This window comes from Arenibacter algicola (assembly GCF_000733925.1).
GTDB lineage: Bacteria > Bacteroidota > Bacteroidia > Flavobacteriales > Flavobacteriaceae > Arenibacter > Arenibacter algicola.
Window position 1 is genome coordinate 1,143,151 of sequence record NZ_JPOO01000003.1, and the last position, 26,053, is coordinate 1,169,203.

The window sequence follows — 26,053 nt, forward strand, 5'->3', positions numbered from 1 at the left end:
ATACTATTTGGATTGAACGGTTCTAATAAATATGTCGTTAGCCGATGGAATGGTCTCCATGAATTTATTGACATTTGCCTTGCCCGATAAATGGGATAGAAAGGGACCTGTATCATCAGAGGGCAATTGCACTGTGAAATTTAGTTGCAATCCCTCGTCTACATACTCTGAAGATAGAATCTCAAATTTATCCTTTAAATCCTCCAAGAGTCCGTTGGCGCTTTGCACACCTAGCCCCACCTTATAAATATTATTTTTATATGCTTTTTTAATATCGCTAAGTTTGCCGTCCAGTATTTTTTCCGATTTGTGCACCAAGGCAATATATTCGCATAGTTCCTCAACAGATTCCATACGGTGCGTAGAAAAAATTATGGTGGTGCCTTTATCCCTTAATTGAAGGATTTCATCCTTAATAAGATTGGCATTTATTGGATCAAAACCGCTGAAGGGCTCATCAAATATCAGCAGCTTTGGCTCGTGCAAAACAGTAACAATAAATTGGATCTTTTGGGCCATGCCCTTAGATAGTTCCTGTATTTTCTTGTTCCACCAATCCCCAATTTCAAGTCTATCGAACCAATATTTTAACCTGATTTTGGCATCGGACTTGGACAGTCCTTTTAACTGGGCAAGATATAGGGCCTGTTCCCCCACTTTCATACTTTTATATAGTCCCCTTTCCTCAGGCAAATATCCGATCATAGAAATATGTTCGGCCTGCAAAGGCTTACCATCAAAAAAAATTGCCCCTTGATCCGGATAGATTATTTGATTAATTATCCGTATTAATGTGGTTTTCCCAGCTCCGTTGGGTCCAAGTAGACCGTAGATACTATTTTTGGGAATTTCCAATGAAACCTTGTTGAGAGCTATATGGCTCCCAAACTGCTTGGAAACCTCATTAGCGACCAATATATTATTCATGCATGCAATTTCCCCAAAGATATATAATTGCTATTTAAGAGATAGGCAGGAATATTATAAATTACACATTTTTACATAATTTAACTTCGGTAATTATCGAGGCCCAAGTCCTCTATGAAATTCTGAAATCAGCTATATCAAAAAACGAAAAAAACAGAAGTACCCAAAAACACCAAGTTCTCCCGAGCACGGAAGGATCCACACCTCTAACTATGTTCATTGCGTTCTTTTTGTACTTGCAGACCTTCAAACAAGGAGATCCCGCCAAAAGGCGGGATTAGTTCAACCAACCATGCTCACGGCGTTCCTTCGGAACTGGAGGACATTCCAACTAATAGATCCCGCCAAAAGGCGGGATTAGTTCAACCAACCATGCTCACGGCGTTCCTTCGGAACTAGCGGGCATTCCAACTAATAGATCCCGCCAAAAGGCGGGATTAGTTCAACCAACCGTGTTTATTGCGCCCCTTAGGGGCTTATAAAAACGGGGTTTCACTAACAAAACCCACCCAGAATAACGTTAAGATCCCGCCAAGGGCGGGATTATTTCAACCAGCTATCTTTAATGCGCTCCTACGGAGCTTTTAAAGAAAGGGTTGAAATAACAAAACCCACCCTCAACGAATCAAGGATGGGAAAAAAAATTGCTATGAAAAAGAAAATAATATTGGTTTCCCAATATTATCTCAAATATACGTTTTTTATTTAAAACGGTAAATCCTCTTTTAAGAGAACATATCCTTGACCTTTTCAAAGAAAGATTTATCCGATTTCTCGGGCCTAGGCTCAAAATTTTCGTTATTCTGCATGCGTTCGAAAAAATCTTTTTGCTCTTTGTTCAATTCTTTGGGTGTCCAAACATTTACGTGTACCAATAAATCTCCACTGCCGTATCCGTTTAGACTCGTAATACCCTTACCTCTCAATCTTAAGATCTTACCAGACTGTATCCCAGCTTCCAATTTGATTCTTACCTTACCACCTACGGCATCAATCTCTTTAGAGGTACCTAAAACTGCTTCAGAAATACTAATATAGAGGTCATAATGTAAATTATCGCCTTCCCGTTTTAGCGTATCGTGCTCTTCTGTCTCAATGGCCACCAATAAATCCCCAGGAACTCCATTTCCAGGAGCATCATTTCCTTTGTTGGGCACTTTTAACTGCATACCATCTTCTACCCCTGCCGGAATATTGATACTCACTGTTTCCTCTGCAACCTTTAATCCATTGGCATCCGCATCACTGGGTTTCTTATCTATTATTTGTCCACTACCGCCACAGGCGCTGCAGGTAGCTGCAGTCTGCATTCTTCCCAGAATGGTATTGGTTATTTTGGTTACCTGGCCACGACCTCCACAGGTCCCGCAGGTTTGGTAGGTTACCCCTTCTGCCTGAACTTTTCTCCTTACTTTTATTTTCTTTTCAACACCATTGGCAATTTCCTCCAAGGTCAGCTTAACCCTGATTCTCAAATTGCTTCCTTTAACACGACGTTGTCCGCCACCGCCGCCAAATCCGGAAAAGCCACTAAAACCTCCGCCTCCGAAGGCGCCACCGAAAATATCGCCGAACTGACTAAAAATATCATCCATGTTCATACCGCCGCCGCCAAATCCGCCGCCGCCCTCAAAAGCTGCATGACCATATTGGTCATATCGCGCCTTCTTATTGGGGTCACTTAATACCTCATAAGCTTCGGCCGCTTTTTTGAACATTTCCTCTGCCTTGGCATCACCTGGATTTTTGTCAGGATGATACTCTATTGCTTTCTTCCTATATGCCTTTTTTACTTCAGCCGCAGTAGCATTTTTACCAATGCCCAAGATGTCATAATAATCCTCCTTCATAAAATATTTTTAATTTCCAACAACCACTTTTGGATGGCGTATGATTTTATCACCCAATTTAAACCCCATTTCAACGACATCTACTATTTTCCCCTTCAACTTTTTGCTTGGAGCAGGAATTTGAGTAATGGCATCGTGAATTTCCGCATCAAAAGCATCACCTTGCTTGACTTCAATTTGTTGAAGACCCTTATTTTTTAATGTTTCTTTGAATTTATTGCTTATTAATTCAACTCCCTTGAACATTTCCTGGTCCTCAGACTTGGAAATTTCCTTTAACGCACGGTCAAAATCATCAATAACTGGCAATAGCGACACTATTACCTCCTGACCTGCCGTTTTAAACAAATCCATTCTCTCTTTGGAAGTACGCCTTTTGTAATTCTCGAATTCTGCAAAAAGACGTAAAAATTTGTCCTTTTCCTTACTAAGGTCTTCCTTCAATTGCTCTTCCAAGCTAAGTTCCTGGCTTTTCTCAATGTCAGCGTTCGCAGAAGATGAATCATCTTGTTCCAATTCTTGATTTTCTATATTGTTCAGAACATCATCTTCCATCTCTTCCGTTTTATTTTCGTTGCTCATTTAAAATACATTTATATGCTTCCGATTTCAGATGGCAAAAGTACTGCCAATTCTTTAAAAATGTCATAATGTCATTAAACTTTATAAAAAAACATCCACCAATGGCGGATGTTAGGAACTTATAAACTTATTATGATATAATGTCTAGGAAATAAACTCATTCCGGTAGAGTGCATCTATAGCTGTTTGCGCTCCTTTATCCAAATATATATTTTCCAAGGCCCTGCAGATATTAGGAAATATAAAATCAAATCCCGAATCTTGGATTTTTTTACTACTTACGCGCTGACTGGAAAATAACAAATAGGACATTTCACCCAACACCAAACGCATCAATGTTTGTGGAATATTGGGCAAAAACAAAGGTTTTTCCAAAACTCTCGCAATTTCTTTGGTAAGCTTAATATTGGTTACAGGGTTTGGGGCCACTGCATTATAAACTCCTGTTAGGTCCTTTGATATTACATGTAGAAATAACCGGCCAAGGTCTTGCAGATGTATCCAGGATTGCCATTGATTGCCAGAACCCATGGCAGCGCCTACATAATATTTTACGGGTTTGGCCATTTCTGGCAGTGCCCCACCTTTGCCGGACATTACCAATCCTATCCTGATCTTGGCGGTTTGGATATTCAATTTTTCGAAGGCATCTACCTCTTTCTCCCAAATGGATACCACCTCCCCTAAAAAACTGTCATCCACTTCTTCTACATCCTCCCTATAATATTGGGAAAGAGAATTGGGGTAAATCCCTATCGCCGAAGCAGAAACTATTTTTTTAATACTATGAGGTCCGACTTTGGGTATAGCCCCCAACAGAGTTCTAAGTGACTTTACCCTACTGTTAAGAATCTTCTTTTTATTGCTTCGAGTCCATCTCTTAGAAATACTGGACCCTGCAAGGTTGATAATTGTGGTTACTCCATTAAAGCAATTTTCATCTATTTCATTCTTTTCAGGATTCCAATAAAAGCCTTTATAATTAGGTTGGGATACAATTTTATCCTTCCTAGTGGTCAAGTAATTTACCGAGATATTGTTTTGTTTGCACAAATTTACAATTTCACTCCCCACCAAACCTGTTGAACCTGTTATCAAAACCTTCATACCCTTACTTTCTTTCTATCAACTTTAATATAAATATATGGGTTTTTAGAATTTAAATAGTTGAATTTAGTTTAGGTTTAACAGTCCAAGTCCTTTAGATGTTAAGTAAACCATAATTAAAGAGTAACTATTATGAAACCTTTAAGGCCCGTAGCATTTCTCTTTTTCCTGGAGGCCCTGGCAAACGTTCCACAACAAATCCTCCGGCCTGCATAGCCCTCCTAACACTTCCTTTTGCGGAATAGGTGACCAGCACACCATCTTTTTTCAATGCCTTGAACATTATAGCAAAAACTTCCTCTGTCCAAAGTTCCGGTTGCACCCTGGCGCCAAAGGCATCAAAATAAATTAGATCGAATAGATCAATATCCGAGATATCCCTAAAATCGATCTGTTGCTTTATCAGTGAAAAATTGGCCGATATTGGATGTGATTGTCCCCATGAAGTTTGGTGCATACTCAAAAAATCCTGTTCCAAATTCCCTGCATTCAATGCTGATATATAGTCCAATTGTTCCAATTCTTCGGGAACAACGGGATAGGCCTCTATACCTTTATACGTTATATCCAAACTTCGCTTTTTAGACTCCAATAATGTTATAAGCGCATTCAAGCCCGTTCCGAAGCCTATTTCCAGTATAGACAATTGCCGGTCCTTGAATAAGGACAAACCGTTCTTAATAAAAACATGATAGGCTTCTTGAATAGCACCATGGATAGAGTGGTACTGCTCGTTCCAATCTTCGATCTGAATGGTTTTGGAGCCGTCGGCCGTAGTTATGATTTTTCTTTTCAATTTATTTTTTTATCAGCACTCCATCCGCCTCAAAGGCGTATTTTTTCTCAACCATTATTATAGCGGCAACTTCCTCTTCCGATTTTCCCGCATCACGGGCAAAATGTCTTTGGTCCCCAACACTCATTTCTTCAACATAGGCCAAACCATTTACAACTACCTCTTTTCCCACCAATTCCTGAGGCACAAAGAATCCGTAATCCTTAAATTTAACCATGCTTTCTTTGCCGTTCCCCAATTTCAATTTCATCCAACATCCTTTGGCCATACAAACCTCCGTTACCAGACCGGAAAACCTGGATGCAAGTGTATCCGACTTGGCCATTTTTTCATAATTCCCAAGCATTTGTCCACTGCTTATGGCATCGGAATCGTCAAATTGAGTTCCGATATAATCATAATTCTCGTTGATCAAGGCCGCGCTGGTCGGTACCGACGGCTTATTTTGCGCCAGACAAGCCGAAAACACCATAAAAGTCACAATCAAAATGTTAAATTGCCTCAAAATATTCAGATTTTATATCACTTTACAAAACTGGGCATTTTTAGACGAAAAAAGAAGAACTACTAATGATATTTGCTTAATTTTATTGCTTTAAATTAGAATGCTATGCAAACTGTTTCAAATTCAATAATAGTTGAGAAAGTTAAAGACTCGAAAATTAATAAAGTAGATTTTAATAATTTATCGTTTGGAAAATATTTTACGGATCATATGATGGTCTGTGATTACAAGAATGGTGCTTGGGAAGTACCAAAAATAGTTCCATATCAACCCATTACACTTGACCCATCCGCTAAGATTTTTCATTACGGACAATCTGTTTTTGAAGGAATGAAGGCCTATAAGGACAAAGATCAAAATGTCTGGCTCTTTCGCCCTTTGGAAAACCAAAAGCGGATCAACATATCGTCCAAAAGGCTTGCTATGCCCGAATTCCCTGAAGATTACTTTATGGAGGGCTTAACGGCACTTTTGAAATTGGACCATAAATGGATTCCTACGGCTGAAGGAAGTTCCTTATATATTAGACCTTTTGTCTTTGCCACGGGATGCGGATTCCACGCTTCCCCCTCTGACGAATACAAATTTATTATTGCCTGTTCCCCATCGGCCTCCTATTTTGCAGGGAAGGTAAAAGTTTTAATAGAGGAGAAATATTCAAGATCGGCCAATGGTGGTGTAGGTTTTGCCAAAGCCGGAGGTAATTACGCCGGACAGTTTTACCCAACACAGCTGGCAGTTGAAAAAGGTTACAATCAAGTAATTTGGACAGATGACAACAACCACGAATATATAGAGGAGGCCGGGGCCATGAACATATTTGTCAGGATTAACGACACCTTGATTACCAGTCCTACGAGCGATAGAATATTGGACGGTATAACTAGAAAAAGCATTATAGAGATTGCCAAAGACGAAAACATAGCAGTAGAAGTTAGAAAAATCACTGTAAAAGAGGTGGTCGAAGCCTCCAAAAATGGCAGTCTCAAAGAAATGTTCGGAGCAGGTACCGCTGCGGTAATTTCCCCTATAGCCACTTTCGGTTACCAAGAAAAGGATTATGACCTGCCGGAGTTAAAAGATAGTTACGCCTCTATTTTAAAGAAGCGCATTACGGACATACAATACAACAAGGCCGAAGATAAGTTTGACTGGAGATATAAGGTGGATATTGAATAAAAACCAACTTTACATTTTAAAAAAATCCCCTCTTCCGCAAGGATCGAGGGGATTTTTTTGCCCTTTATTTAGGTTTCCCGATAGCTATGGCCTACTTTTTGTCTAAAATATCCACAATATTCGGTTTAAAATAATTTGGACCTTTAAGCACTTTTCCATCTTCACGATAGATTGGTTTGCCATCTTCCCCTAATTTACTCATATTACTACGCTGTATTTCTTCAAAAACTTCCTCTATTTTATACTGCATACCGTGCTCCAATATAGTACCGCACAATATATATAGCATATCGCCCAGGGCATCTGCAACTTCAACCAAATCATTATTGTTTGCCGCTTCCAGATATTCCTTATTCTCTTCATCCATCAAATTAAAGCGTAGTAAATTCTTGGCCTCTCCCAAATTAGCCCTGATTTCTTTGGAAACACCCAACCCAAATGAATTATGGAACAATTCAACGGCATTAAGTTTACTTTTCATAATTGAAATTATTTAAGTTAGATTTGCGTAAAAATATAAATATGTTCAGTGCGGGACAATTAATTTTTGCAGGACTTTTTTTCGCTGCATTTTTAGTAATTATCATATTTTCCTATCAAAAAGACAAAAAACTTCATAAAAAAAACTACAAAGGCGTTCAGTGGGTAGGACTTTTCTTCATAATTTTCATAATAATTTTGTTTCTAATTAAGTTTTTCCTTAAAAATTAACATATTTTTTCGGTTCACCATAAAAAGGACCCCTCCCAATAACATTCCTGATTATTACATCGTTTAATATACGAAAAGACGTAATTTTGCGTTGAATAACTAAATCATTTAGTTGTATGGTAACTTTTTTCAGTATTTTGTTAGTTCTTATTGGTATAAACGCATTGCTTTTTTTAGTCAGTTTTAACAGTAGTTCCAAAAAGAAAGAAAAGTCCGTCAAAAATATTTCAGAATCTACAACAGTAATCTTCCCCCTAGATTTAATTAACTCGAAATATAAGAAGGCAGTTTAATTCTTGTCTAAGGAAATTTATGCATCTTTGCCTAAATACTATGTCACAATAGTATTTACAATTACGCTATACCTATTATTAAGACCTTTGTATATGATAATTTTTATTTACTTTGAACAAGAAATAAAAACTATTTGTGCATGAAGCAATTTCTACTCGTCTTTCTTGGAGGGGGTCTAGGTAGTGGCTTACGGTTTTTAATAAGCAAAGCTTTCAACAACACTTTTCACAATTTTTTTCTCGGCACTTTTATAGTCAATATAATAGGTTGCCTAATTATTGGTTTTATCCTAGGACTTTCACTTAAAAACAATTTCCTTGCAAACAATCAGACATTATTTTTAACCACAGGCTTCTGTGGTGGCTTCACTACTTTTTCAACCTTTGCCCTGGAACAACACTCCTTTTTAAAAACCGGGGATCTTCTCAACTTCACCGCTTACACTCTTGCCAGTCTTGTAATTGGAATCTCTGCCGTAGCTATCGGATTCTGGTTTTCAAAGCTGTAAACTCCTATCAAAATCTTTTAACACGTTTTTTGACCTTTCTATTTATTTTGGTGGAATTGGCCATTTTTCTGCATTATCAATAGCAAAACACCTAAAAAGACGCGATTTTTTCAGGTTTTGACCAAAACAAGTGTTAAAAGTATTAACATATCAACATAATATTTAATTTGAAACACAATACCCATAAAATTTATGGGGCATTTTTATGTAAAATGTAATTCTTACGCATATACCCCCCAAAAAATAGGGGGGGTATTAAATTAATATATATTTTTGTCTCATAAATAATAAATCAATTATGAAAAAAATCGAGGCAATTATTAGGAAGTCAAAATTTGATGACGTAAAAAAAGCGCTACATCAAATTGGAGTAAACTTTTTTAGTTACTGGGACGTAACTGGAGTCGGAAATGAAAAAGAAGGGCATGTCTATAGAGGCATTTCCTATAGCACATCCGACATTCAACGTAGGTATCTTTCCATTGTAATATCGGACGATTTCTTGGAAACTACTGTAAACACCATTCTGGATACAGCATATTCAGGCAACGTAGGTGACGGTAAAATTTTCATTTCTGAAGTTTTGGAAGCTTATCGAATCAGAACAAAGGAAAGCGGAAAAGCAGGAATCAACTAAAAAATTTAAGAACCAACAAACAAATAACAACATGGACGTAGGATTATTTACAGCAAATAATGTTTGGATGATGATATGTACGGCTCTCGTATTCTTCATGCATTTAGGATTTTCTCTTTTGGAAATCGGACTAACCAGACAAAAAAACACAATTAACATTTTATTTAAGAACGTATTCATCATTTGTATAGGGTTGCTCCTATATTATATTGGAGGATTTAACCTTATGTATCCTGGTGATTTCAACGGTTATCTTGGTTTCGCAGGATTTGGCCTTGAAGCCCCAATTTTACCAGATGGTAGTTTGGACCTTACCTATAGTGAAGGATACACGTATTGGACAGATTTTCTTTTCCAAGCGATGTTTGCCGCAACAGCAGCAACCATAGTTTCCGGAGCAGTAGCAGAACGTATTAAGCTAGGTGGATTCATGATATTCACTATAATATACGTTGGTTTCGTTTATCCTATAGTAGGATCTTGGCAATGGGGCGGTGGATTCCTTTCCACTCTTGGTGGTGATGAAGGTGGTTTCCACGATTTCGCAGGATCTACTTTGGTGCATTCCGTAGGGGGATGGGCAGCTTTGATTGCCATATACATATTAGGACCAAGGATTGGCAAGTTTGGCGAAGATGGAAAACCAAATGCAATTCCAGGTCACAATATTCCTTTGGCAGCAGCTGGGGTACTTATTCTTTGGTTGGGCTGGTTCGGCTTTAACGGTGGATCAGTATTATCCGCGGATCCAGCTGGAACTTCAATAGTATTGGTTACTACTTGTTTGGCTGCAGCCGCAGGTGGAATAGGGTCTTTTATATTCTCTACCATTCTTTACAAAAACTATGACGTTACCATGATGTTGAACGGTATCTTGGGTGGTTTGGTAGGAATTACTGCCGGAGCCGACCTAATGTCTCCCTTTGAATCCATTGTTATTGGACTAATTGCCGGTGTAGTTATTGTATTAGGTGTTGCCCTAATAGACAAATTGAAACTGGACGATCCTGTTGGAGCAGTTGCAGTACACTTAATCTGTGGTATCTGGGGTACTTTGGCCGTAGGGATCTTCGGAGTTAAGGCTGGTGTAACACAATTTTTATATCAATTAACAGGAGTAGCTTCTGCAGGTGTTTTCTGTTGCCTAACAGCATTTATCATTCTTTTCGCTATCAAGAAAACTTCTGGAATAAGAGTTTCCAAAGACGAAGAATTGGAAGGATTGGATATACATGAGCACGGAATGGATGCTTATGCCGACTTCAGAATGAACCAACACTAATATATACAAAAGGTAACGGAGCGTTTTGCAGAACGCTCCGTTTATAACCCTTTTTCAATACAACAACTCAATAATAAGCTAACATCCTTAAAAGGATATAAACAATTGAATTATGAAAACGATTATTTATACAAAATACGTAAAAAATTTACTATTACTTGCATTTGCCCTTGCCTCAACAGCAACTTTCGCTCAGGAAGAGGAGGAAGCCAAGAAATTTAGCCTAAGCGGAAGTGTGGATGCCTACTACAGAACCAACTTGAATGGTGACAATGGTTTTGACGATGGCTCTGGTTTACCTAATGCGGCCCCAGGATCTTCATTTGCCAACTTACCTGGTTTTGCCCTAGGGATGGCCAATGTAATAGCGGCTTACGAAGGAGAGGATGTTGGGTTTGTAGCAGACCTTGTTTTTGGACCTAGAGGTACAGATGCTATTTTTGCTTCTCCTCTATATTCAGCTACCGGAAACATTGTAAATCAACTGTATGTATACTGGAATTTAAGCGAATCGGTTAAATTGACATTTGGTAACTTCAACACCTTCTTAGGTTACGAAGTAATATCTCCAGTTGCCAATTTTAACTATAGTACTTCTTACTTGTTTTCTTATGGTCCTTTCTCACATACTGGTTTGAAGGCAGACTTTACCCTATCTGATGACTTTAGCTTAATGTTGGCCATCATGAACCCAACCGATCAAACAGAATTGAATCCTACCGAGAAATATGCTTTCGGTGCCCAATTGGGATATAGCGGTCAATTCCTGAACTTCCTTGCTGATGACGGAGCATTTGAGATTGACTTCACAGGTGGATTTGATTTGTCTGATGAGTTCTTCTTGGGAATAAATGCAGCACTTTACGATAATGATGATATTGGTTTTGCCGGTGTAGCCCTTTATCCACAATACGCTACTTCTGACAACTTTACCTTGGGATTAAGAGGTGAATATTTCACAGAAACAGGAGACTATGGTGCAATTGGAACTGGAGTTGAAGATTCCAGTGTTTTTGCCGTAACACTTACAGGTAGTGCCACAATAGGCAATTTAATAATCAAGCCTGAATTGCGGTTGGATAGCGCATCAGATGACTCCTTTAGTTTTCTAGATTCGGATCTGGCCCCACAAAAGAGTTTATCCTCATTTGTACTAGCAGCCGTTTACTCTTTCTAAATAAATTGAGTTTATTATTTATAGCCCCGCTTAAAGCGGGGCTTTTTATTTTTATCCCTTTTTAAATGCCTTTACCCCTGCCGCAATCTCAATATCGAGCCTATTCTGCTTGGGTACCAAAGGACATGAGTATTTTGGATTATAAGCACAGTATGGATTATAGGCCTTATTAAAATCCAAAAGAATTGTATCTCCCTTAGGAATGGTCAAATCCAAATATCTACCCCCACCATAAGTTTCCTCCCCATTGGTAAGGTCTGCAAAAGGCAAAAACAAATAATCCCTATATTTCTCCTGCTGCATCAATTCCTGATTTTGATAAACTTCCAATTTATGGGTACTTCCTTTTAGACTAAAAGTTATTATTCCAAAAACAACCTCTTCCGATTGTCTTTCTGTAGTGGTCGGCATCATAAAAGGTAAAGCCTCAGGCGTCCGTGTGAATTTCGCATTGATCCTATAGCTGGTATCCGGCTCAAAAAAATCCAAAGTTGTAAAATCCTTTCTAAACCTATCCGGCAAGGGCGAGGTTTCAGGATCCTTGAATTCCTCGTTCATTTTTTTCTGAAATTGCATAATATCCTCCAAGGCTCCGGACACATGTTCCTCCGTATTGTTCTGCTCCTGATCATGGTACCTTTTTTCCTTACAACTCAATGATAACAAGCATAAAACCAAAAATAACTGCTTCATTTCCCTTCTTTTGGCATAAAAATACAACATCCATTTTTCCAAATAAAAGAATTTTGCATACCAAACCTACCCGAAACCAATTTATGAAGTAAATCCGAAACTATTAAGAGAAGTTTTTTGATGAAAAAAATTTATTTATGAAAATAAGTACCCTTGAACTTTTCCGCTTCCCTGAAACCGGAATTAAATACGTGATGAGAAATAACACTAGAGATCAACAATCTTCAGCAAGCAGGAATTCACTCCAATACAGCAACTTATTCTTCAATGGTTTCGTAACGGGCATCTTTTAAGTATTTGGCCACAATATCATTGAATTCAGGTGTTATACGCAGCAAAGCTGTGTTTTCCAAACTATATAATTCAGCCTTGTCCGTATATCCTTTCTTCAATAATTCCTCCAAATAAAAGAGGGAGGTTCCGTAATCCTCCATTTTAGCACTATTGGATATTATTTTAAGGTAATAACTATGGTCTGTGGGATCCGTTATCGTTTTTAACATCCAAAGTAGACTTAGAACTTCTTGATCTACCTGATTTCCGGAATTTACTATATCAATATTATCCTCAATTAAGGCATTAACATAACCCAAAAGGCGTTTGCCCATTTCTCTTTCCGCTTCTATTTTACTGTTATCGTATTTCTTTAATTCGCCCATCTGGTAAATCCACCAACCCAAATTATTATAATTATAGGTAGCTAAATCCTCCTCCAAATAGTATACATAATCCTCCTTAATAAATGACTCCTTTAACAAGGTGTTGTTCTCATTGCGTGTCATGGTTTTAAAAAGTTTATTCTTTTTAAGCTCACGCTTTATTCTCTTAAGGGAATCACCATCTTTTAAAACCCTATAAACAGACATTACTTCGTCCAACAAATTATCGGCCTGAATTAATCTGTTGGATTCGATCAAGAGATTTATTTCCTCCATATTTTGGGCATAAGTATCATTTATATAAGCTTCATCTTTCTCGGATTGACCCTTGGCCATGGCCGACAAATTAAAAATTTCCAAGGCCTTCCCTAGGTATTGGGTATTGGGCCATTCATGCCCCCCGTTAAACACCAGTAATTGATTAGGAAATTTTAAGCGACCCATAATGGATTTCCCCGCCAACATTTCCGGATAAGCATAATCTTCCTTTCCTACGATTCCTATAAAATGAAATAAATTGTTTGTATCCAATATGTCCATATTGGGATATACGGAACCACAGGAAATTACTCCGGATATACCTTTTACAAAAATGGGCAGTACAGATGCAAATCTGGCACCACTATCAAAGCCAGCACTATAGATTCTGTTCTTTTGAACTGGTAATATCTTGATGATATCATTGAACATCCTTCCGGTTATCAGTATATTCTGGGATGTGGTCAAAGCGTCGTTTACATTGTTAGATGCCGCCAGTATATACCCTTGCTTTTCCGCGGCCCCTATAAACATACGAATAGCTTGCCTACCTCTACCTTCCATATCAAAAACGAAAAGGATGGGCCAATTTTTATCCATTTCAAAGCTGGTAGGAATATAAAGTGAAAAATTTTCGGATATGGAGTCCTTTACAGCAATTGAATCGATTACGACACCTTTTTTCAAGGTCATCTGTTGCGAATTACCCAAAAAACCGGCCCCAAGAAACAGAAATAATATAATTTTTTTCATAGAATTATTGTCATCAAATATCTAGCCAAATTAAAATAATATTCCGGCCATTACGAAACACCATAGGAACTTACAACAGTTGTCCTTGAAAAAAACTGCCAGCACATTACCCCTAAGCCTTAAAATACATTAAATTAAATATTTAAAATATAGCACCAAAGCCTCTAACCCCATTTAATTTTAATTTCCTTATTGGATAGCTACTGTTAAACCTCTCTTTTTTTAATGGGCGCGTTAGACACTACATCGGATAGAATAATGTGGGTACGCGTCTCTCCATATTGTATAAGCTTATCTATAAATTTTTCCAAATGAAATTGATCCTTTAGGACCACCAACATTATAATGTTTTCATTACCGGTAATCCTATAACAATTAACAACTTCTTCATAGGTGTTTACAATTTCCAAAAAAGGTCTTAACTTCCCCATAAAGGCACGCAGCGTAATTATAGCTTTTAATTGATAACCTGTATGCGAATGGGATACCACCGCTTTGTAACCGGAAATAACCCCAAGGTCTTCCATTTTCTTCACCCTTTCGGCAACCGCAGGTGGCGTTAAGCCTACTTTCCTGCCAATATTGGCAAAAGATTCCCGGGCATTTTCCTGAAGTAATTTTAAAATCTTCCAATTAAGGACATCTATCTTTGTATTCAAAATAAAATGGATCAAAATTATTAACTTTCAATAGCTAAATTACAATTTTACTTTGTTATATAAACTCTAATTTGCTAATTTCGACGTAATTTTATATAACAGAAGTTGTTATAGAAAAATGCCTTACAAAAACTTAAGTACGATTCCGATTTATCGCAAATCCTTGGATCTTTTACAGATGAGCAGGGAAATTGCTTCGTACCTATCCTACAACAAGGATCTGCTAAAGTTATACCAATCCAACAGTCATAGGGATATAATGGTAGATTCCCTTTTAACCGATTCCATTTTAATTCCTCAACAAATTGAAGCAGCCGAACGTTCCGAATGTTATGCTGCCCGAATGAGAAGCGCTACCTTTATCAATGTTATCATAAGAAATATAAGTTCTTATTGTACCGGTTTGGAAAAGGATGGGGTAAAGGAAAAGGAATACTTAAATCTTTTGAGGAGCGAAATTAAAAGTTTCAGAAGATTGTACAAAGTTTGGAGACGATCTATTCGAAGCTAAACCTTGCCTACTACCACTTCCTATTTTTATAAGTGTCTTATTACTTACACGCAGCTATATTAAGAATGGCCTCATTGGAATTAAAGCTATATCCTCTCAACTACATATTTCTCCTGTACTGACCCCCTACCGCAAACAAGGCATCTGTAATTTGTCCAAGGGAACAGAACTTGGTAACCTCCATCAACTTTTCAAAAATATTCCCGTTTTTAACCGCTATTTCCTGCAATTCCTTTAATTGGGTCTCGGCAGTTACCCCCATCATAGCATGTAAGTTTTCCAAGGTGCCAATCTGGGCCTGTTTTTCGGACTCTGTTGCCCGGATCACTTCTGCAGGCATAATTGTTGGCGACCCTTTGGAGCTTAGAAAAGTATTTACCCCTATAATAGGAAGTTCCCCGTTGTGCTTTAGCGTCTCATAGTAAAGGCTTTCCTCCTGAATTTTGGATCTCTGATACATTGTTTCCATGGCCCCCAGTACACCCCCTCGTTCAGTAATACGATCAAATTCCAATAAGACGGCCTCCTCTACCAGATCTGTCAATTCCTCAATTATAAAGGAACCCTGCAAAGGATTTTCGTTTTTGGCCAAGCCCAATTCCTTGTTGATGATCAATTGAATTGCCATGGCCCTGCGAACAGACTCCTCTGTTGGAGTGGTTATTGCCTCATCATAGGCATTGGTATGCAAAGAATTACAGTTGTCATAGATGGCATAGAGTGCCTGTAAGGTAGTGCGGATATCATTAAAATCTATTTCTTGGGCATGCAAGCTCCTCCCCGAAGTTTGGATATGGTACTTTAACATCTGCGCCCTGGAGTCTGCTCCATACTTAAGATGCATTGCCTTTGCCCATATACGACGTGCAACCCTACCAATTACAGCATATTCCGGGTCTATCCCATTTGAAAAGAAAAAGGATAGGTTGGGACCAAATTTATTGATGTCCATCCCCCTACTTAAATAATACTCCACATAGGTAAAACCGTTGGAGAGTGTAAATGCCAATTGGGTAATTGGATTGGCCCCCGCCTCTGCAATATGATACCCGGAAATGGAAACCGAATAAAAATTACGTACTGAGTGCTGAATAAAATATTCCTGCACATCCCCCATTAATCGCAGGGCAAATTCCGTTGAAAAAATACAGGTATTTTGAGCCTGATCTTCCTTTAAGATATCTGCTTGCACCGTACCTCTTATCGTATTAAGGGTCTTCTTTTTAATTTCGGTATACACATTTTGAGGCAAGACCTGATCACCAGTAATACCCAATAGCATTAATCCCAACCCTTCATTACCCTCTGGCAATTCCCCTTGGTATTTTGGCCTAGGCAAACCTTTTTCCCTATACAAGGCAGCTATTTTCCCTTCTACCTCATTTTCCAACCCATTTTTCAAAATATATTTCTCACAATTCTGATCAATGGCGGTATTTATAAAATAACCCAACAACATGGGCGCAGGACCATTGATGGTCATACTAACAGAGGTTGCGGGACTGCATAGGTCAAATCCTGAATACAACTTTTTAGCGTCGTCCAAACAGCAGATGGAAACTCCTGCATTGCCTATTTTTCCGTATATATCAGGTCTAAAATCCGGATCCTGTCCATACAGGGTTACCGAATCAAATGCAGTGGATAAGCGCTTGGCAGGCAATCCCAAACTAACATAATGAAAACGCCTGTTTGTCCGTTCAGGACCACCTTCACCGGCAAACATTCTTGTAGGATCTTCCTCTGTTCTCTTAAAAGGATACAGTCCGGCCGTATAAGGAAATTCCCCAGGTACATTTTCCTGGAGTATCCAACCCAAAATATCGCCCCATGCCTTATATTTTGGAAGTGCCACTTTTGGAATATCGGTTTGGGCCAATGATTTTGTATGGGTTTCCAATTTTATCTCCTTCCCCCTTACCTTATAACTAAAGATTGGAGTTCTGTACTGTTGAATCTTTTTTTCCCAATTCAGGATCAATTCCCAATTATGGGAATCCAAACCCATTTTTATTTCATCGAACTCTTTAAACAGGAGCCCTAATAATTGTTTTTTGTCCTCGGATAGGGACAACTCCAAAATTGCTTCTGTATTTAATCCTTCTTTTAGCAAAAATGAATTAAAATCTCCCTCGACATCCACCTTGGAAATGGCTTGAATGGTCTTAAAAATACCATATAACTTTTGGGCCAACTCGGCTTGTTTAAGGACCTTTTTATCATAGGCACGATTGCCATCGGCTATTTCAGACAAATAACGTGTGCGAGGAGGGGGAATTATATAAACCTTCTCTTCATCGCCATTTCCAACTTGGAATTGGGAATTTAGGGCTGTTCCTGTTTTTGAAACCAATTTATCCATTACGGACTTATACAAACGATTCATGCCATGATCATTGAACTGTGAAGCTATGGTCCCGAAAATAGGCAGTTCATCGTGATTGGCCTCCCAAAGTCCATGATTGCGTACATATTGCTTTTTTACATCCCTTAGAGCGTCCAGAGCCCCTCTTTTATCGAACTTATTAATGGCAACAATATCCGCAAAATCCAACATATCTATTTTTTCCAACTGGGTGGCAGCCCCAAATTCGGGCGTCATAACATATAAGGAAACATCACAATGTTCAATTATCTCCGTATCGGACTGACCGATGCCTGAAGTCTCCAAAATAATCAAATGGAATCCTGCCACTTTTAGGACCTGAATGGCCTCGTCCACATGTTTGGATAATGCCAAATTCGACTGTCTGGTAGCAAGCGATCTCATATAGACCCGAGAATCGTTAATGGCGTTCATCCGAATACGATCTCCCAACAAAGCACCTCCGGTTTTCCTTTTGGACGGATCAACAGAGATGATTCCGATGGTCTTATCAGGAAAATCCAACAAAAATCTTCTTACCAATTCATCTACCAAACTCGATTTTCCCGCGCCTCCTGTCCCTGTTACACCCAGTACGGGCACAGCACTTTTGGATATTGACAAACCAGAAAAAACCTTTACAAAGTCCTCATGTCTATTTTCGGCCAAGGTAATAAGTCGTGCTATGGCATTTACATTCCTTTCCTTTAATAATTGAACCATTGACCGGCCCTCGGGAATTTTAAAATTGGGAATGGAAAAATCACTTTGCCGTACCAAATCATTTATCATTCCCTGTAGCCCCATAGTCCTGCCATCATCTGGGGAATATATTCTGGTTATCCCATAATCCATTAATTCTTTAATCTCTGCAGGAAGAATTACCCCTCCGCCACCGCCAAAAATCTTAATGTGGTCCGCCCCCCTATCCAGTAAAAGATCGTGCATATACTTGAAATACTCCATGTGCCCTCCCTGGTATGAAGTTATGGCAATGGCATTTACATCCTCCTGTATGGCACAATCTACTACTTCGGACACACTGCGATCATGACCTAAATGAATCACTTCCACACCGGTAGACTGAATAATACGCCTCATCATGTTAATCGCGGCATCATGACCATCAAACAGGGATGCGGCCGTAACTATACGAACTTTATTTTTAGGAATATATGGCGGCTTCTGCTTCATAACTATAATTCTAACACCCTTTAATCGACCTAATAAATACCCTTTTTCATAATCACTCCTCAATGCGGTTATTGAAGGAAATATATTAGGAGAGTACTCTCTTTTTAATAGACAAAAAAAGGACCATTATTTGGGTGCAATTTAACAAAAACGCAAAAATTATAGTGATAAAATTAGAATTTTATAAAAATACCCCTCAACTAAAGTACTTCATTCCTAAAATCCTAATTTTGCGACCTAAAACAGTTAAACTTTGAAGACAACTATCTTAATCAATTGCCCCGACCAATCCGGAATAATTAGTTCGGTAACCGGATTTATACATAAAAAAGGAGGCAATATTATTTATATTGATCAGCACGTAGATAAAGAAGCGGGGGTGTTTTTTATGCGACTGGAAAGCGATTTTGAAAAAAACATCCCAGCCGTAAAAAATTTAAAGCAGGAATTTGAAAATGAATTGGCCCAACCCTACCAAATGGAGTGGAGTTTGCATTTGGGCTCCGTAAAGCCAAAAATGGCCCTGTTCGTTTCCAAATACAATCATTGTCTATACGATTTATTAAGTAGGTACAATATAGGTGAATTAGAGGTTGAAATACCCTTTATCCTTAGCAATCACAGTGACTTGGAATACGTAGCCAATCAATTCGAAATTCCCTTTTTTCATGTACCTGTAACGAAAAGCACAAAAGATGAAGCCGAAAATAGGCAATTGGAACTTTTAAAAGAATATCAAATAGATTTTATTGTATTGGCCAGATATATGCAAATCGTAACCAGCAAGGTTATTGACAACTACCCCAATAAGATTATCAATATTCACCATTCCTTTTTACCTGCCTTTGCCGGCGCAAAGCCATACCATGCCGCATTTGAGAGGGGTGTTAAAATTATAGGTGCCACCAGTCATTACGTTACCGAGGAATTGGATGCCGGTCCCATTATAGAGCAGGACGTTACTACCGTAACCCATGCCCATAGCATCAAGGACTTTATAACCAAGGGACGGGATTTGGAGAAAATTGTACTTTCCAGAGCGGTAAAGCTTCATATTAGCAGAAAGACCATGGTCTACAATAACAAAACCGTAATTTTCTCATAAACCAAATACTAAATCCCGACGGTATAGGTTATAGTAATAACTCTAAATTTTTAAAATGAAAAAATTCATATTAGCCATAATCCTATTTCAATTTATTGGATGTTCGGAATTACAACAGGTGGTCAATCAATTGCCCCAGGGAGGTACTCTTGGCAATGACGAAATTGCAAACGGATTAAAGGAAGCCCTTAATATGGGAATCGACAAACAGGTAAGTAAACTAACCCAAACCGATGGTTTCTTTGGCAACGAACTGGTGAAAATTATGCTTCCCGAGGAATTACAGAAAGTGGACAAGACCCTCAGGGACATTGGCCTGTCCAGCTTAGCCGATGAAGGGCTAAAAATACTGAACCGGGCCGCAGAGGATGCAGTTGGTGAAGCTACACCTATATTTGTAAATGCGGTTAAGGGAATGACCTTTAGCGATGCCAAAAACATTCTTTTGGGATCGGACAATGCTGCAACCATATACCTTACCAATGCCACACAAACAGAACTGTACAATAAATTTAACCCCGTAATCAAAAATTCCTTTGAAAAAGTTGGAGCAGATAAGATCTGGAACAACCTAATTACTAGATATAACAACATTCCCCTTACCAATAATGTAAATCCGGACCTTACAGATTACGTTACCCAAGAGGCCTTGAATGGTGTATTTACCATGATTGCTCTTGAAGAAAAGGAGATTAGGAACAAGGTTTCGTCAAGAACCACGGATGTGCTGAGAAAAGTTTTTGCCCTACAGGATTAAAAATGAACAATTTATAGGTATTTTACACAATAAATCCCAACACTTTACGTTACATTTAAACAAGCACACATTACAACCTTTAATTTGCTAGAAAAGCAATACAGATATACCTAAAGAATTTGAGTTAGTATTTTTTGAGTTAGTTAGTTTAAAACCGGTGGGAGCACCGGTTTTTTTGTTTGGCATCAGATTGTTTGTGCCCAACATTCAATTGGATTCAATGATAATTTAGGATCTAATTTGAGTTATTTCCCTTTAAAAAGTCTAAAATTATTTTACCAAAAGATATTCTATTACGGTATCATTAAAAAACTGTGGCTGCTCTACGTTTACTACATGCCCACAGTTCTGGACTACTATAAGTTCGGCACTTTTATGATCCAACACAATTTGCTGAATCGTGGGCAAGAACAAATAGTCCTCTGCTCCCATTACGTAAAGAGTAGGGATTCTTATATCTACAGTTCTAAAAAAACGAAGTAGCGGATTGATCTCCGATGTTAACTTAAACCAACGAATGAATTCCTTTTGGTATAATTTTTTGGCCTCCCGAACAAAAAGTAATCGTGATTCCTTATGGTTCTTATTGGGCATTATTACAAAGGCAAAAAATTTGTACAGCCATAAATAAGGGACTATAGATTTTAAAATAACGCCAAGCCTCATCAATATTTGGGACCTAAGGTTCAATTTCATAATGGCCCCTCCCATAATCATACTTTCTACCCGATGGGGATGTTTCTCTGCCAAATTTCGAATTAGAATTGTGCCCAGGGAAATTCCAATAAAATGGGATTTTTCAATCTTTTCAAAATTGATCACCTCCAATATATCCTCAGTTATATTATCAAAAGTATACTTATTCTTAAAGGCATCCTTTAGATGTATCTTAGAGTTCCCATGACCCCTTAGATCCAAGAGAAGTACATTAAAATGCTTTTTAAATTCCCTAAGCTGCTTATACCAAATAGTGGAGCTGCCTCCTGCACCATGTACAAAAGTCACCCATTTGTTAGAGGTATTATGGCTATGTATATTATAACTTATCAATATTCATTTTTTATAAATGTAGTGTTAATTCCAATACACTTGAAGCGGATTAAAAAAATCAAAATGTACTTTCCATTATTAAAACAAGGTTAAATAATAGACAAATTACCTGATTATTAGACAAATGCACTTTCAGACATCCCCAATTAAACCATGATTCCAGCTATATTTGTAAGAAAAAAATTATATGGAAAATCAATATTGCAAAGTTGGCTCGGTTACCCCGTTGACCAACGGTTCAAAAGAAATAAGCTTCTTGGAATATCAATACAAAAGTTTCATGGACAAGGCAACAAGTAAAAAACACTCAGATTCAAAACTTGCCGAATTTTTTGAATTGAAAGCTGCAAAAATCCAAAAAATCATTCAAACCCTGGCAAATTAAGAACTTAGCGTTTTTTAAGTTCCAAACTCATTGCCTGCTGTAATTCTTTTGCTTTTTCGGCAGAAGCTTGGGCAAAATTTTCTTTATCCGAGGCATAAATAATTCCCCTGGAGGAGTTTACCAAAAGACCTACATTATCACTCATTCCATATTTGCACACCTCAGATAAACTACCACCTTGTGCCCCTACCCCCGGAACAAGAAGAAAACTATCTGGAATAATATTTCTTATTTCCGTCAAAAAAGTCGCTTTGGTAGCTCCTACAACGTACATTAAATTTTCCGAATTTTCATAGGTCTTGGAAATCTCCAGCACCTGTTTGTACAACTCCTTTCCATCTACCATTTTTGTTTGAAAATCGAACGCCCCCATATTGGAAGTCAATGCCAATAATATGGTATGCTTATCCTTGAAAGCCAAAAATGGCTCCACGGAATCCCTTCCCATATAAGGTGCAATGGTCACAGAATCGAATCCTAAATCCTCAAAAAAGGCCTTGGCATAGCGGGTGGAGGTATTACCAATATCCCCGCGTTTGGCATCTGCAATAGTAAATATTTCAGGATAATTGATATTTAAGTAGTTGATGGTTTTTTCCAAAGCCTGCCATCCTTTTATCCCATAAGCTTCATAAAAGGCGGTATTGGGCTTATAGGCAACACATAAATGGTGTGTAGCATCAATTATAGCCTTGTTAAAAGCAAAAATAGGATCTTCCTCCTGCAATAAATGCTTTGGAACCTTATCCAAGTCCGTATCCAACCCTATACAAAGAAAGGATTCCTTTTTTCGAATTTGTCCAACTAAGAAATCAGTGGTCATAGGAATTAAAATATCTCAGAGGCTTCCTTTAATTTCTCTGTATTCTCGACTAGACTTAATTCGTCTATGATACGTTGAATATCGCCATTAATAATGTTTTGAAGGTCGTAAAGCGTTAATCCGATCCTATGATCGGTTACCCTTCCCTGTGGGTAATTATAGGTTCTAATTTTAGCTGAACGGTCACCACTACTTACCTGGGAATTTCTCTTGGCAGCATCCTCTTCCTGTTTTTTTGCCAATTCCATATCGTACAATCGTGAGCGTAATACCCTAAATGCCTTTTCCTTATTTTTATGCTGTGATTTCTGATCTTGACATTGGGCCACCAAACCTGTTGGAAGGTGGGTTAAACGTACGGCGGAATAGGTGGTGTTTACGGATTGACCTCCTGGTCCCGAGGAACAGAAAAAATCTATCCGCACGTCCTTGGGATCTATCTGCACATCAAAATCCTCTGCCTCGGGAAGCACCATTACAGTTGCGGCACTGGTATGCACCCTTCCTTGGGTTTCGGTCTGTGGAACGCGCTGCACCCGATGCACCCCGGCTTCAAACTTAAGGGTACCATACACATCCTCGCCCGTAACCTCGAACTGAATTTCCTTATAGCCCCCACTTGTACCTTCGCTTAGGTCAATAACATTAGTCTTCCATCCTTTGGACTCGCAATATTTGGTATACATTCTAAAAAGATCGCCTGCAAAAATACTGGCCTCGTCCCCTCCGGTACCTGCCCTTACCTCTACCACTACGTTTTTAGAGTCTTCTGGATCCTTAGGAATCAACATCAATTTAATCTCCTCCTCCAATTTGGGCAATTTTCCCTTGGCCTCCTCCAATTGCATTTTGGCCATATCCACCATTTCAGGATCACTGCCATCGGACAGTATCTCCTCTGCCTCGGATATATTATTGGTCAGCTCCAAATAAAGATCCCTCTTATCCACAAGTTGCTTTAAATCCTTATATTCCTTGTTTAGTGCCACATAACGCTTCTGATCAGCAATAACACCAGGCTGGATAATAAGGTCCGAAACCTCATCAAAACGTTGCTTTACTATGTTTAATTTATCTATCATATACAATCTACACTTGGACTGCGAATTTACGATAATTTTGTACATTTAAGCATATCCTATTCAATAGATGAATTCAATTTTCAATTTCAGAACCTATCAATTGAGTTTTCACTTCGCCAGGCCCTATCTTTGGATATCCTTTCTCATTACCGTTTTTATGCTATTTAGCGGGAGTGTTATTTTTAAGATTTCCCACCTTAATGCCATGATCCTGAGTTCCAAGATATTGTTCTATCTAGGGGTCTTCCTTTTTTATTTTGACATAGCATTGCGAAAACGTTTAACGTTTTATCAAAATTTCGGCTTGTCCAAAACAGTTCTTATCTTAATTTCATTCCTCCTAGACACCCTCATAACCGTATTATTCATTAAGTTCATCCGTTTATTTTGACTTTGGAAATAGACAGTGTTGATTTGGAGTTTGATGGAAGAAAGGTCCTGTACGGAATTTACATTAAGTCGGAACGCGGAAAGGTTACCGGAATCCTTGGAAGAAATGGCTGTGGAAAAACTTCCTTGTTGAGAATTATATTTGGGGATCTACAACCCAAATACAAGAATATCCGCAACAATGGAAAGTGCCTTCCGAGACCCTTGTACTTAACAAGAAAAATAGGTTACCTACCCCAATATGCCCTTTTGCCAAAGCATTTAAGTATTAGCCATGCCTTTGGACTCTTCAATGTTTCATGGGAGCAATTCATTAATCTTTTCCAAAGTTTTAAAGAGTACGACAGGGCGAGAATAAAAGATTTGTCCAGCGGGGAAATTAGGGTTATCGAAGCTTACTTGGTGCTCATGTCCAACAAGGAAATTATACTTCTGGACGAACCGTTTTCATTCATTGCACCAATATATGTGGAGAAATTCATGGCCCTTATCCGCCAGGTAAAGAAAAGGAGTAATATAATCCTGACCGATCATTTTTACAATGATATTTTAGCTGTAAGCGATACGGTCTATCTTCTTAAAAATGGGTGTTCCAAAAAAATAGAGGACAAGAACGAACTCAAGAGGGAAGGATATATTAATTAGGACTCAATTGAATAAAATTCCGCTGCTTTTGTGCATTTTGTTATTACCGTCCACAATAATGGCCTCGGTTCCCTTTAATTGGTTTATGAGTGCCATTCCCGAATCAACTCCCAGTACAAAAATAGCCGTTGCCAGGGCATCAGACAATTCAGCGGTTTTGGAAAATACCGATACACTATTTATTCCCGAAATAGGGTTTCCGGTCCGGGGATCAAGAATGTGCGAATATTTCCTGCCTTCAAAAGTGATGTATTTATCGTAACTCTCGGAAGTAGCAACAGATGACTCCAGAACTGGCAGCCACGAAAATATTTTGTCCTTGCTAAGTGGATTTGCAATGCCGATCAACCACTTTTCCCCTGTAGCCTTGGTACCCCATGTAGTTAGGTCACCGGAAGCATTGATAACTCCTGCGCGAACCTGCTTCCCCACCAATAGTTCTTTCGCCATATCGGCAGCATAGCCCTTTGCTATTGCTCCTAGACTTATTTTCATCCCTTTCAATTGAAGGAAGACCGTATGATCTATTTCATCCAGAATAATTTTTTTATACCCCACCTTGCTTACGGATTTTATAATTTCATCCTTGGTAGGCTTATATTTCATGGCGCCATCAAACTTCCAGATCTTATCCAATCCGGCATATGTAATATCAAATGCACCATTGGTAATTTCCGAAATCTGATTTGCTCTTTCAATTAGCTTGAACAGCTCTACACTCACCTTCACCGGTTTTATTCCGGCATTTTTATTGATTTTTGAAGTTTCCGATTCCTCGTCCCATGAAGATATCAGTTTTTCTATCCTTTTTATTTCAGAAACAGCCTCTTCAATATTTATATAGCCTATTTCCTCATTATCGGCCACTACGGTAATATCAAATTTATCGCCCATTAAGTTCACCGATCGCTGAACGGTAACATACTTAAGCTCCTGGCCATGACCCATTAGGGCCATAAAACCTATTAAAAGAGAAAATAAAACCCTCACCCTAGCACAAAATTAAAAATGGAACTTTTTTTCTTTTTGTCTAGGATTAGTTTATGGTCATTGTAGAGTCTAGATCCACTCAATATAATCCAAAAAACATTAACCGTAACGGCCTTACTTAATACGCGAATTGTGAACGACTTCCTAGTGCAAACAGATAGCACAGAAAATGGCCATAA

25 protein-coding genes are annotated in these 26,053 nt (G+C 38.4%); 10 read left to right on the top strand and 15 right to left on the bottom strand.

Going from position 1 to position 26,053, the window contains the following annotated elements; genetic code table 11:
- Positions 1 to 3: 3 nt before the first annotated feature.
- The 6 genes from U735_RS0115295 to U735_RS0115325 all read right to left on the bottom strand — a co-directional run bounded on the left by U735_RS0115295 (position 4) and on the right by U735_RS0115325 (position 5,767).
- Positions 4 to 927 (bottom strand): ABC transporter ATP-binding protein, encoded by a 924-nt coding sequence (locus tag U735_RS0115295; protein ID WP_031444666.1) that lies wholly within the window; start codon positions 925 to 927, stop codon positions 4 to 6.
- Between the two features lie 725 nt (positions 928 to 1,652).
- Complete coding sequence (gene dnaJ / locus U735_RS0115305; RefSeq protein ID WP_031444667.1) at positions 1,653 to 2,777, bottom strand: molecular chaperone DnaJ; 1,125 nt, start codon at positions 2,775 to 2,777, stop codon at positions 1,653 to 1,655.
- A gap of 9 nt (positions 2,778 to 2,786) precedes the next feature.
- Positions 2,787 to 3,359, bottom strand: a complete 573-nt coding sequence (locus U735_RS0115310) for a nucleotide exchange factor GrpE (RefSeq protein WP_031444668.1) — start codon at positions 3,357 to 3,359, stop codon at positions 2,787 to 2,789.
- 144 nt (positions 3,360 to 3,503) lie between these two features.
- Positions 3,504 to 4,466, bottom strand: a complete 963-nt coding sequence (locus U735_RS0115315; RefSeq protein WP_031444669.1) for a TIGR01777 family oxidoreductase — start codon at positions 4,464 to 4,466, stop codon at positions 3,504 to 3,506.
- 130 nt (positions 4,467 to 4,596) lie between these two features.
- The gene (mnmD, locus tag U735_RS0115320; protein WP_031444670.1) at positions 4,597 to 5,262 is read right to left on the bottom strand and encodes a tRNA (5-methylaminomethyl-2-thiouridine)(34)-methyltransferase MnmD; all 666 of its coding nucleotides are present in this window, start codon (positions 5,260 to 5,262) and stop codon (positions 4,597 to 4,599) included.
- Between the two features lies 1 nt (position 5,263).
- The gene (locus U735_RS0115325; RefSeq protein ID WP_031444671.1) at positions 5,264 to 5,767 is read right to left on the bottom strand and encodes a DUF4920 domain-containing protein; all 504 of its coding nucleotides are present in this window, start codon (positions 5,765 to 5,767) and stop codon (positions 5,264 to 5,266) included.
- Between the two features lie 105 nt (positions 5,768 to 5,872).
- Here U735_RS0115325 and U735_RS0115330 point away from each other — a divergent pair, with 105 nt between their 5' ends.
- A complete protein-coding gene (locus U735_RS0115330; protein WP_031444672.1) occupies positions 5,873 to 6,946 on the top strand; it encodes a branched-chain amino acid aminotransferase in 1,074 nt (357 codons plus the stop codon).
- 91 nt (positions 6,947 to 7,037) lie between these two features.
- Here the strand turns inward: U735_RS0115330 and U735_RS0115335 are convergent, their stop codons facing one another.
- Positions 7,038 to 7,427, bottom strand: a complete 390-nt coding sequence (locus tag U735_RS0115335) for a pyrophosphohydrolase domain-containing protein (protein WP_031444673.1) — start codon at positions 7,425 to 7,427, stop codon at positions 7,038 to 7,040.
- Positions 7,428 to 8,090: 663 nt separating this feature from the next.
- Here U735_RS0115335 and crcB point away from each other — a divergent pair.
- The 4 genes from crcB (at position 8,091) to U735_RS0115365 (ending at position 11,555) form a co-directional block, all read left to right on the top strand.
- Positions 8,091 to 8,459, top strand: a complete 369-nt coding sequence (gene crcB / locus U735_RS0115350) for a fluoride efflux transporter CrcB (protein ID WP_031444676.1) — start codon at positions 8,091 to 8,093, stop codon at positions 8,457 to 8,459.
- Positions 8,460 to 8,757: 298 nt separating this feature from the next.
- Positions 8,758 to 9,096, top strand: coding sequence for a P-II family nitrogen regulator (locus U735_RS0115355; protein ID WP_031444677.1), 339 nt, complete (start codon positions 8,758 to 8,760; stop codon positions 9,094 to 9,096).
- Positions 9,097 to 9,127: 31 nt separating this feature from the next.
- A complete protein-coding gene (locus U735_RS0115360; protein ID WP_031444678.1) occupies positions 9,128 to 10,378 on the top strand; it encodes an ammonium transporter in 1,251 nt (416 codons plus the stop codon).
- Between the two features lie 112 nt (positions 10,379 to 10,490).
- Positions 10,491 to 11,555 carry an outer membrane beta-barrel protein gene (locus U735_RS0115365; protein WP_031444679.1) on the top strand — a complete coding sequence of 355 codons (1,065 nt, stop codon included), beginning with the start codon at positions 10,491 to 10,493 and terminating at the stop codon, positions 11,553 to 11,555.
- A 51-nt stretch (positions 11,556 to 11,606) separates the two neighbouring features.
- Here U735_RS0115365 and U735_RS0115370 read toward each other — a convergent pair whose 3' ends face one another.
- From U735_RS0115370 to U735_RS0115380, 3 genes are all read right to left on the bottom strand, one after another.
- Entirely contained in the window at positions 11,607 to 12,248 is a 642-nt protein-coding gene (locus tag U735_RS0115370) for a DUF1684 domain-containing protein (protein ID WP_031444680.1), read from the bottom strand.
- Between the two features lie 257 nt (positions 12,249 to 12,505).
- On the bottom strand, positions 12,506 to 13,918 hold the full coding sequence (locus U735_RS0115375) for a hypothetical protein (RefSeq protein WP_031444681.1): 1,413 nt from the start codon (positions 13,916 to 13,918) through the stop codon (positions 12,506 to 12,508).
- 206 nt (positions 13,919 to 14,124) lie between these two features.
- Entirely contained in the window at positions 14,125 to 14,577 is a 453-nt protein-coding gene (locus U735_RS0115380; RefSeq protein WP_031444682.1) for an Lrp/AsnC family transcriptional regulator, read from the bottom strand.
- A gap of 118 nt (positions 14,578 to 14,695) precedes the next feature.
- On the opposite strand from U735_RS0115380, the gene U735_RS0115385 reads away from it, so the two are divergent.
- Positions 14,696 to 15,088, top strand: coding sequence for a hypothetical protein (locus U735_RS0115385; protein ID WP_031444683.1), 393 nt, complete (start codon positions 14,696 to 14,698; stop codon positions 15,086 to 15,088).
- Between the two features lie 100 nt (positions 15,089 to 15,188).
- Here U735_RS0115385 and U735_RS0115390 read toward each other — a convergent pair whose 3' ends face one another.
- Entirely contained in the window at positions 15,189 to 18,647 is a 3,459-nt protein-coding gene (locus U735_RS0115390) for a methylmalonyl-CoA mutase family protein (RefSeq protein ID WP_031444684.1), read from the bottom strand.
- Between the two features lie 253 nt (positions 18,648 to 18,900).
- Here U735_RS0115390 and purU point away from each other — a divergent pair, with 253 nt between their 5' ends.
- A complete protein-coding gene (gene purU / locus U735_RS0115395; RefSeq protein WP_031444685.1) occupies positions 18,901 to 19,752 on the top strand; it encodes a formyltetrahydrofolate deformylase in 852 nt (283 codons plus the stop codon).
- Between the two features lie 55 nt (positions 19,753 to 19,807).
- On the top strand, positions 19,808 to 20,509 hold the full coding sequence (locus U735_RS0115400; RefSeq protein ID WP_031444686.1) for a DUF4197 domain-containing protein: 702 nt from the start codon (positions 19,808 to 19,810) through the stop codon (positions 20,507 to 20,509).
- A 270-nt stretch (positions 20,510 to 20,779) separates the two neighbouring features.
- Here U735_RS0115400 and U735_RS0115405 read toward each other — a convergent pair whose 3' ends face one another.
- Positions 20,780 to 21,559 (bottom strand): alpha/beta fold hydrolase, encoded by a 780-nt coding sequence (locus U735_RS0115405; RefSeq protein ID WP_031444687.1) that lies wholly within the window; start codon positions 21,557 to 21,559, stop codon positions 20,780 to 20,782.
- Between the two features lie 187 nt (positions 21,560 to 21,746).
- Between U735_RS0115405 and U735_RS0115410 the strand changes: the two genes are divergently transcribed.
- Positions 21,747 to 21,944: a hypothetical protein gene (locus tag U735_RS0115410; protein ID WP_031444688.1), complete on the top strand. Its 198-nt coding sequence runs from the start codon at positions 21,747 to 21,749 to the stop codon at positions 21,942 to 21,944.
- Positions 21,945 to 21,948: 4 nt separating this feature from the next.
- Here U735_RS0115410 and pyrF read toward each other — a convergent pair whose 3' ends face one another.
- Together pyrF and prfA are read right to left on the bottom strand one after the other, a co-directional pair.
- Complete coding sequence (pyrF, locus tag U735_RS0115415; RefSeq protein WP_031444689.1) at positions 21,949 to 22,767, bottom strand: orotidine-5'-phosphate decarboxylase; 819 nt, start codon at positions 22,765 to 22,767, stop codon at positions 21,949 to 21,951.
- 5 nt (positions 22,768 to 22,772) lie between these two features.
- Positions 22,773 to 23,849: a peptide chain release factor 1 gene (prfA, locus tag U735_RS0115420; RefSeq protein ID WP_031444690.1), complete on the bottom strand. Its 1,077-nt coding sequence runs from the start codon at positions 23,847 to 23,849 to the stop codon at positions 22,773 to 22,775.
- 387 nt (positions 23,850 to 24,236) lie between these two features.
- On the opposite strand from prfA, the gene U735_RS0115430 reads away from it, so the two are divergent.
- Positions 24,237 to 24,884 carry an ATP-binding cassette domain-containing protein gene (locus U735_RS0115430; RefSeq protein WP_031444692.1) on the top strand — a complete coding sequence of 216 codons (648 nt, stop codon included), beginning with the start codon at positions 24,237 to 24,239 and terminating at the stop codon, positions 24,882 to 24,884.
- Positions 24,885 to 24,887: 3 nt separating this feature from the next.
- Here the strand turns inward: U735_RS0115430 and U735_RS0115435 are convergent, their stop codons facing one another.
- Positions 24,888 to 25,841: an FAD:protein FMN transferase gene (locus tag U735_RS0115435; protein ID WP_083260708.1), complete on the bottom strand. Its 954-nt coding sequence runs from the start codon at positions 25,839 to 25,841 to the stop codon at positions 24,888 to 24,890.
- Positions 25,842 to 26,053 lie beyond the last annotated feature (212 nt).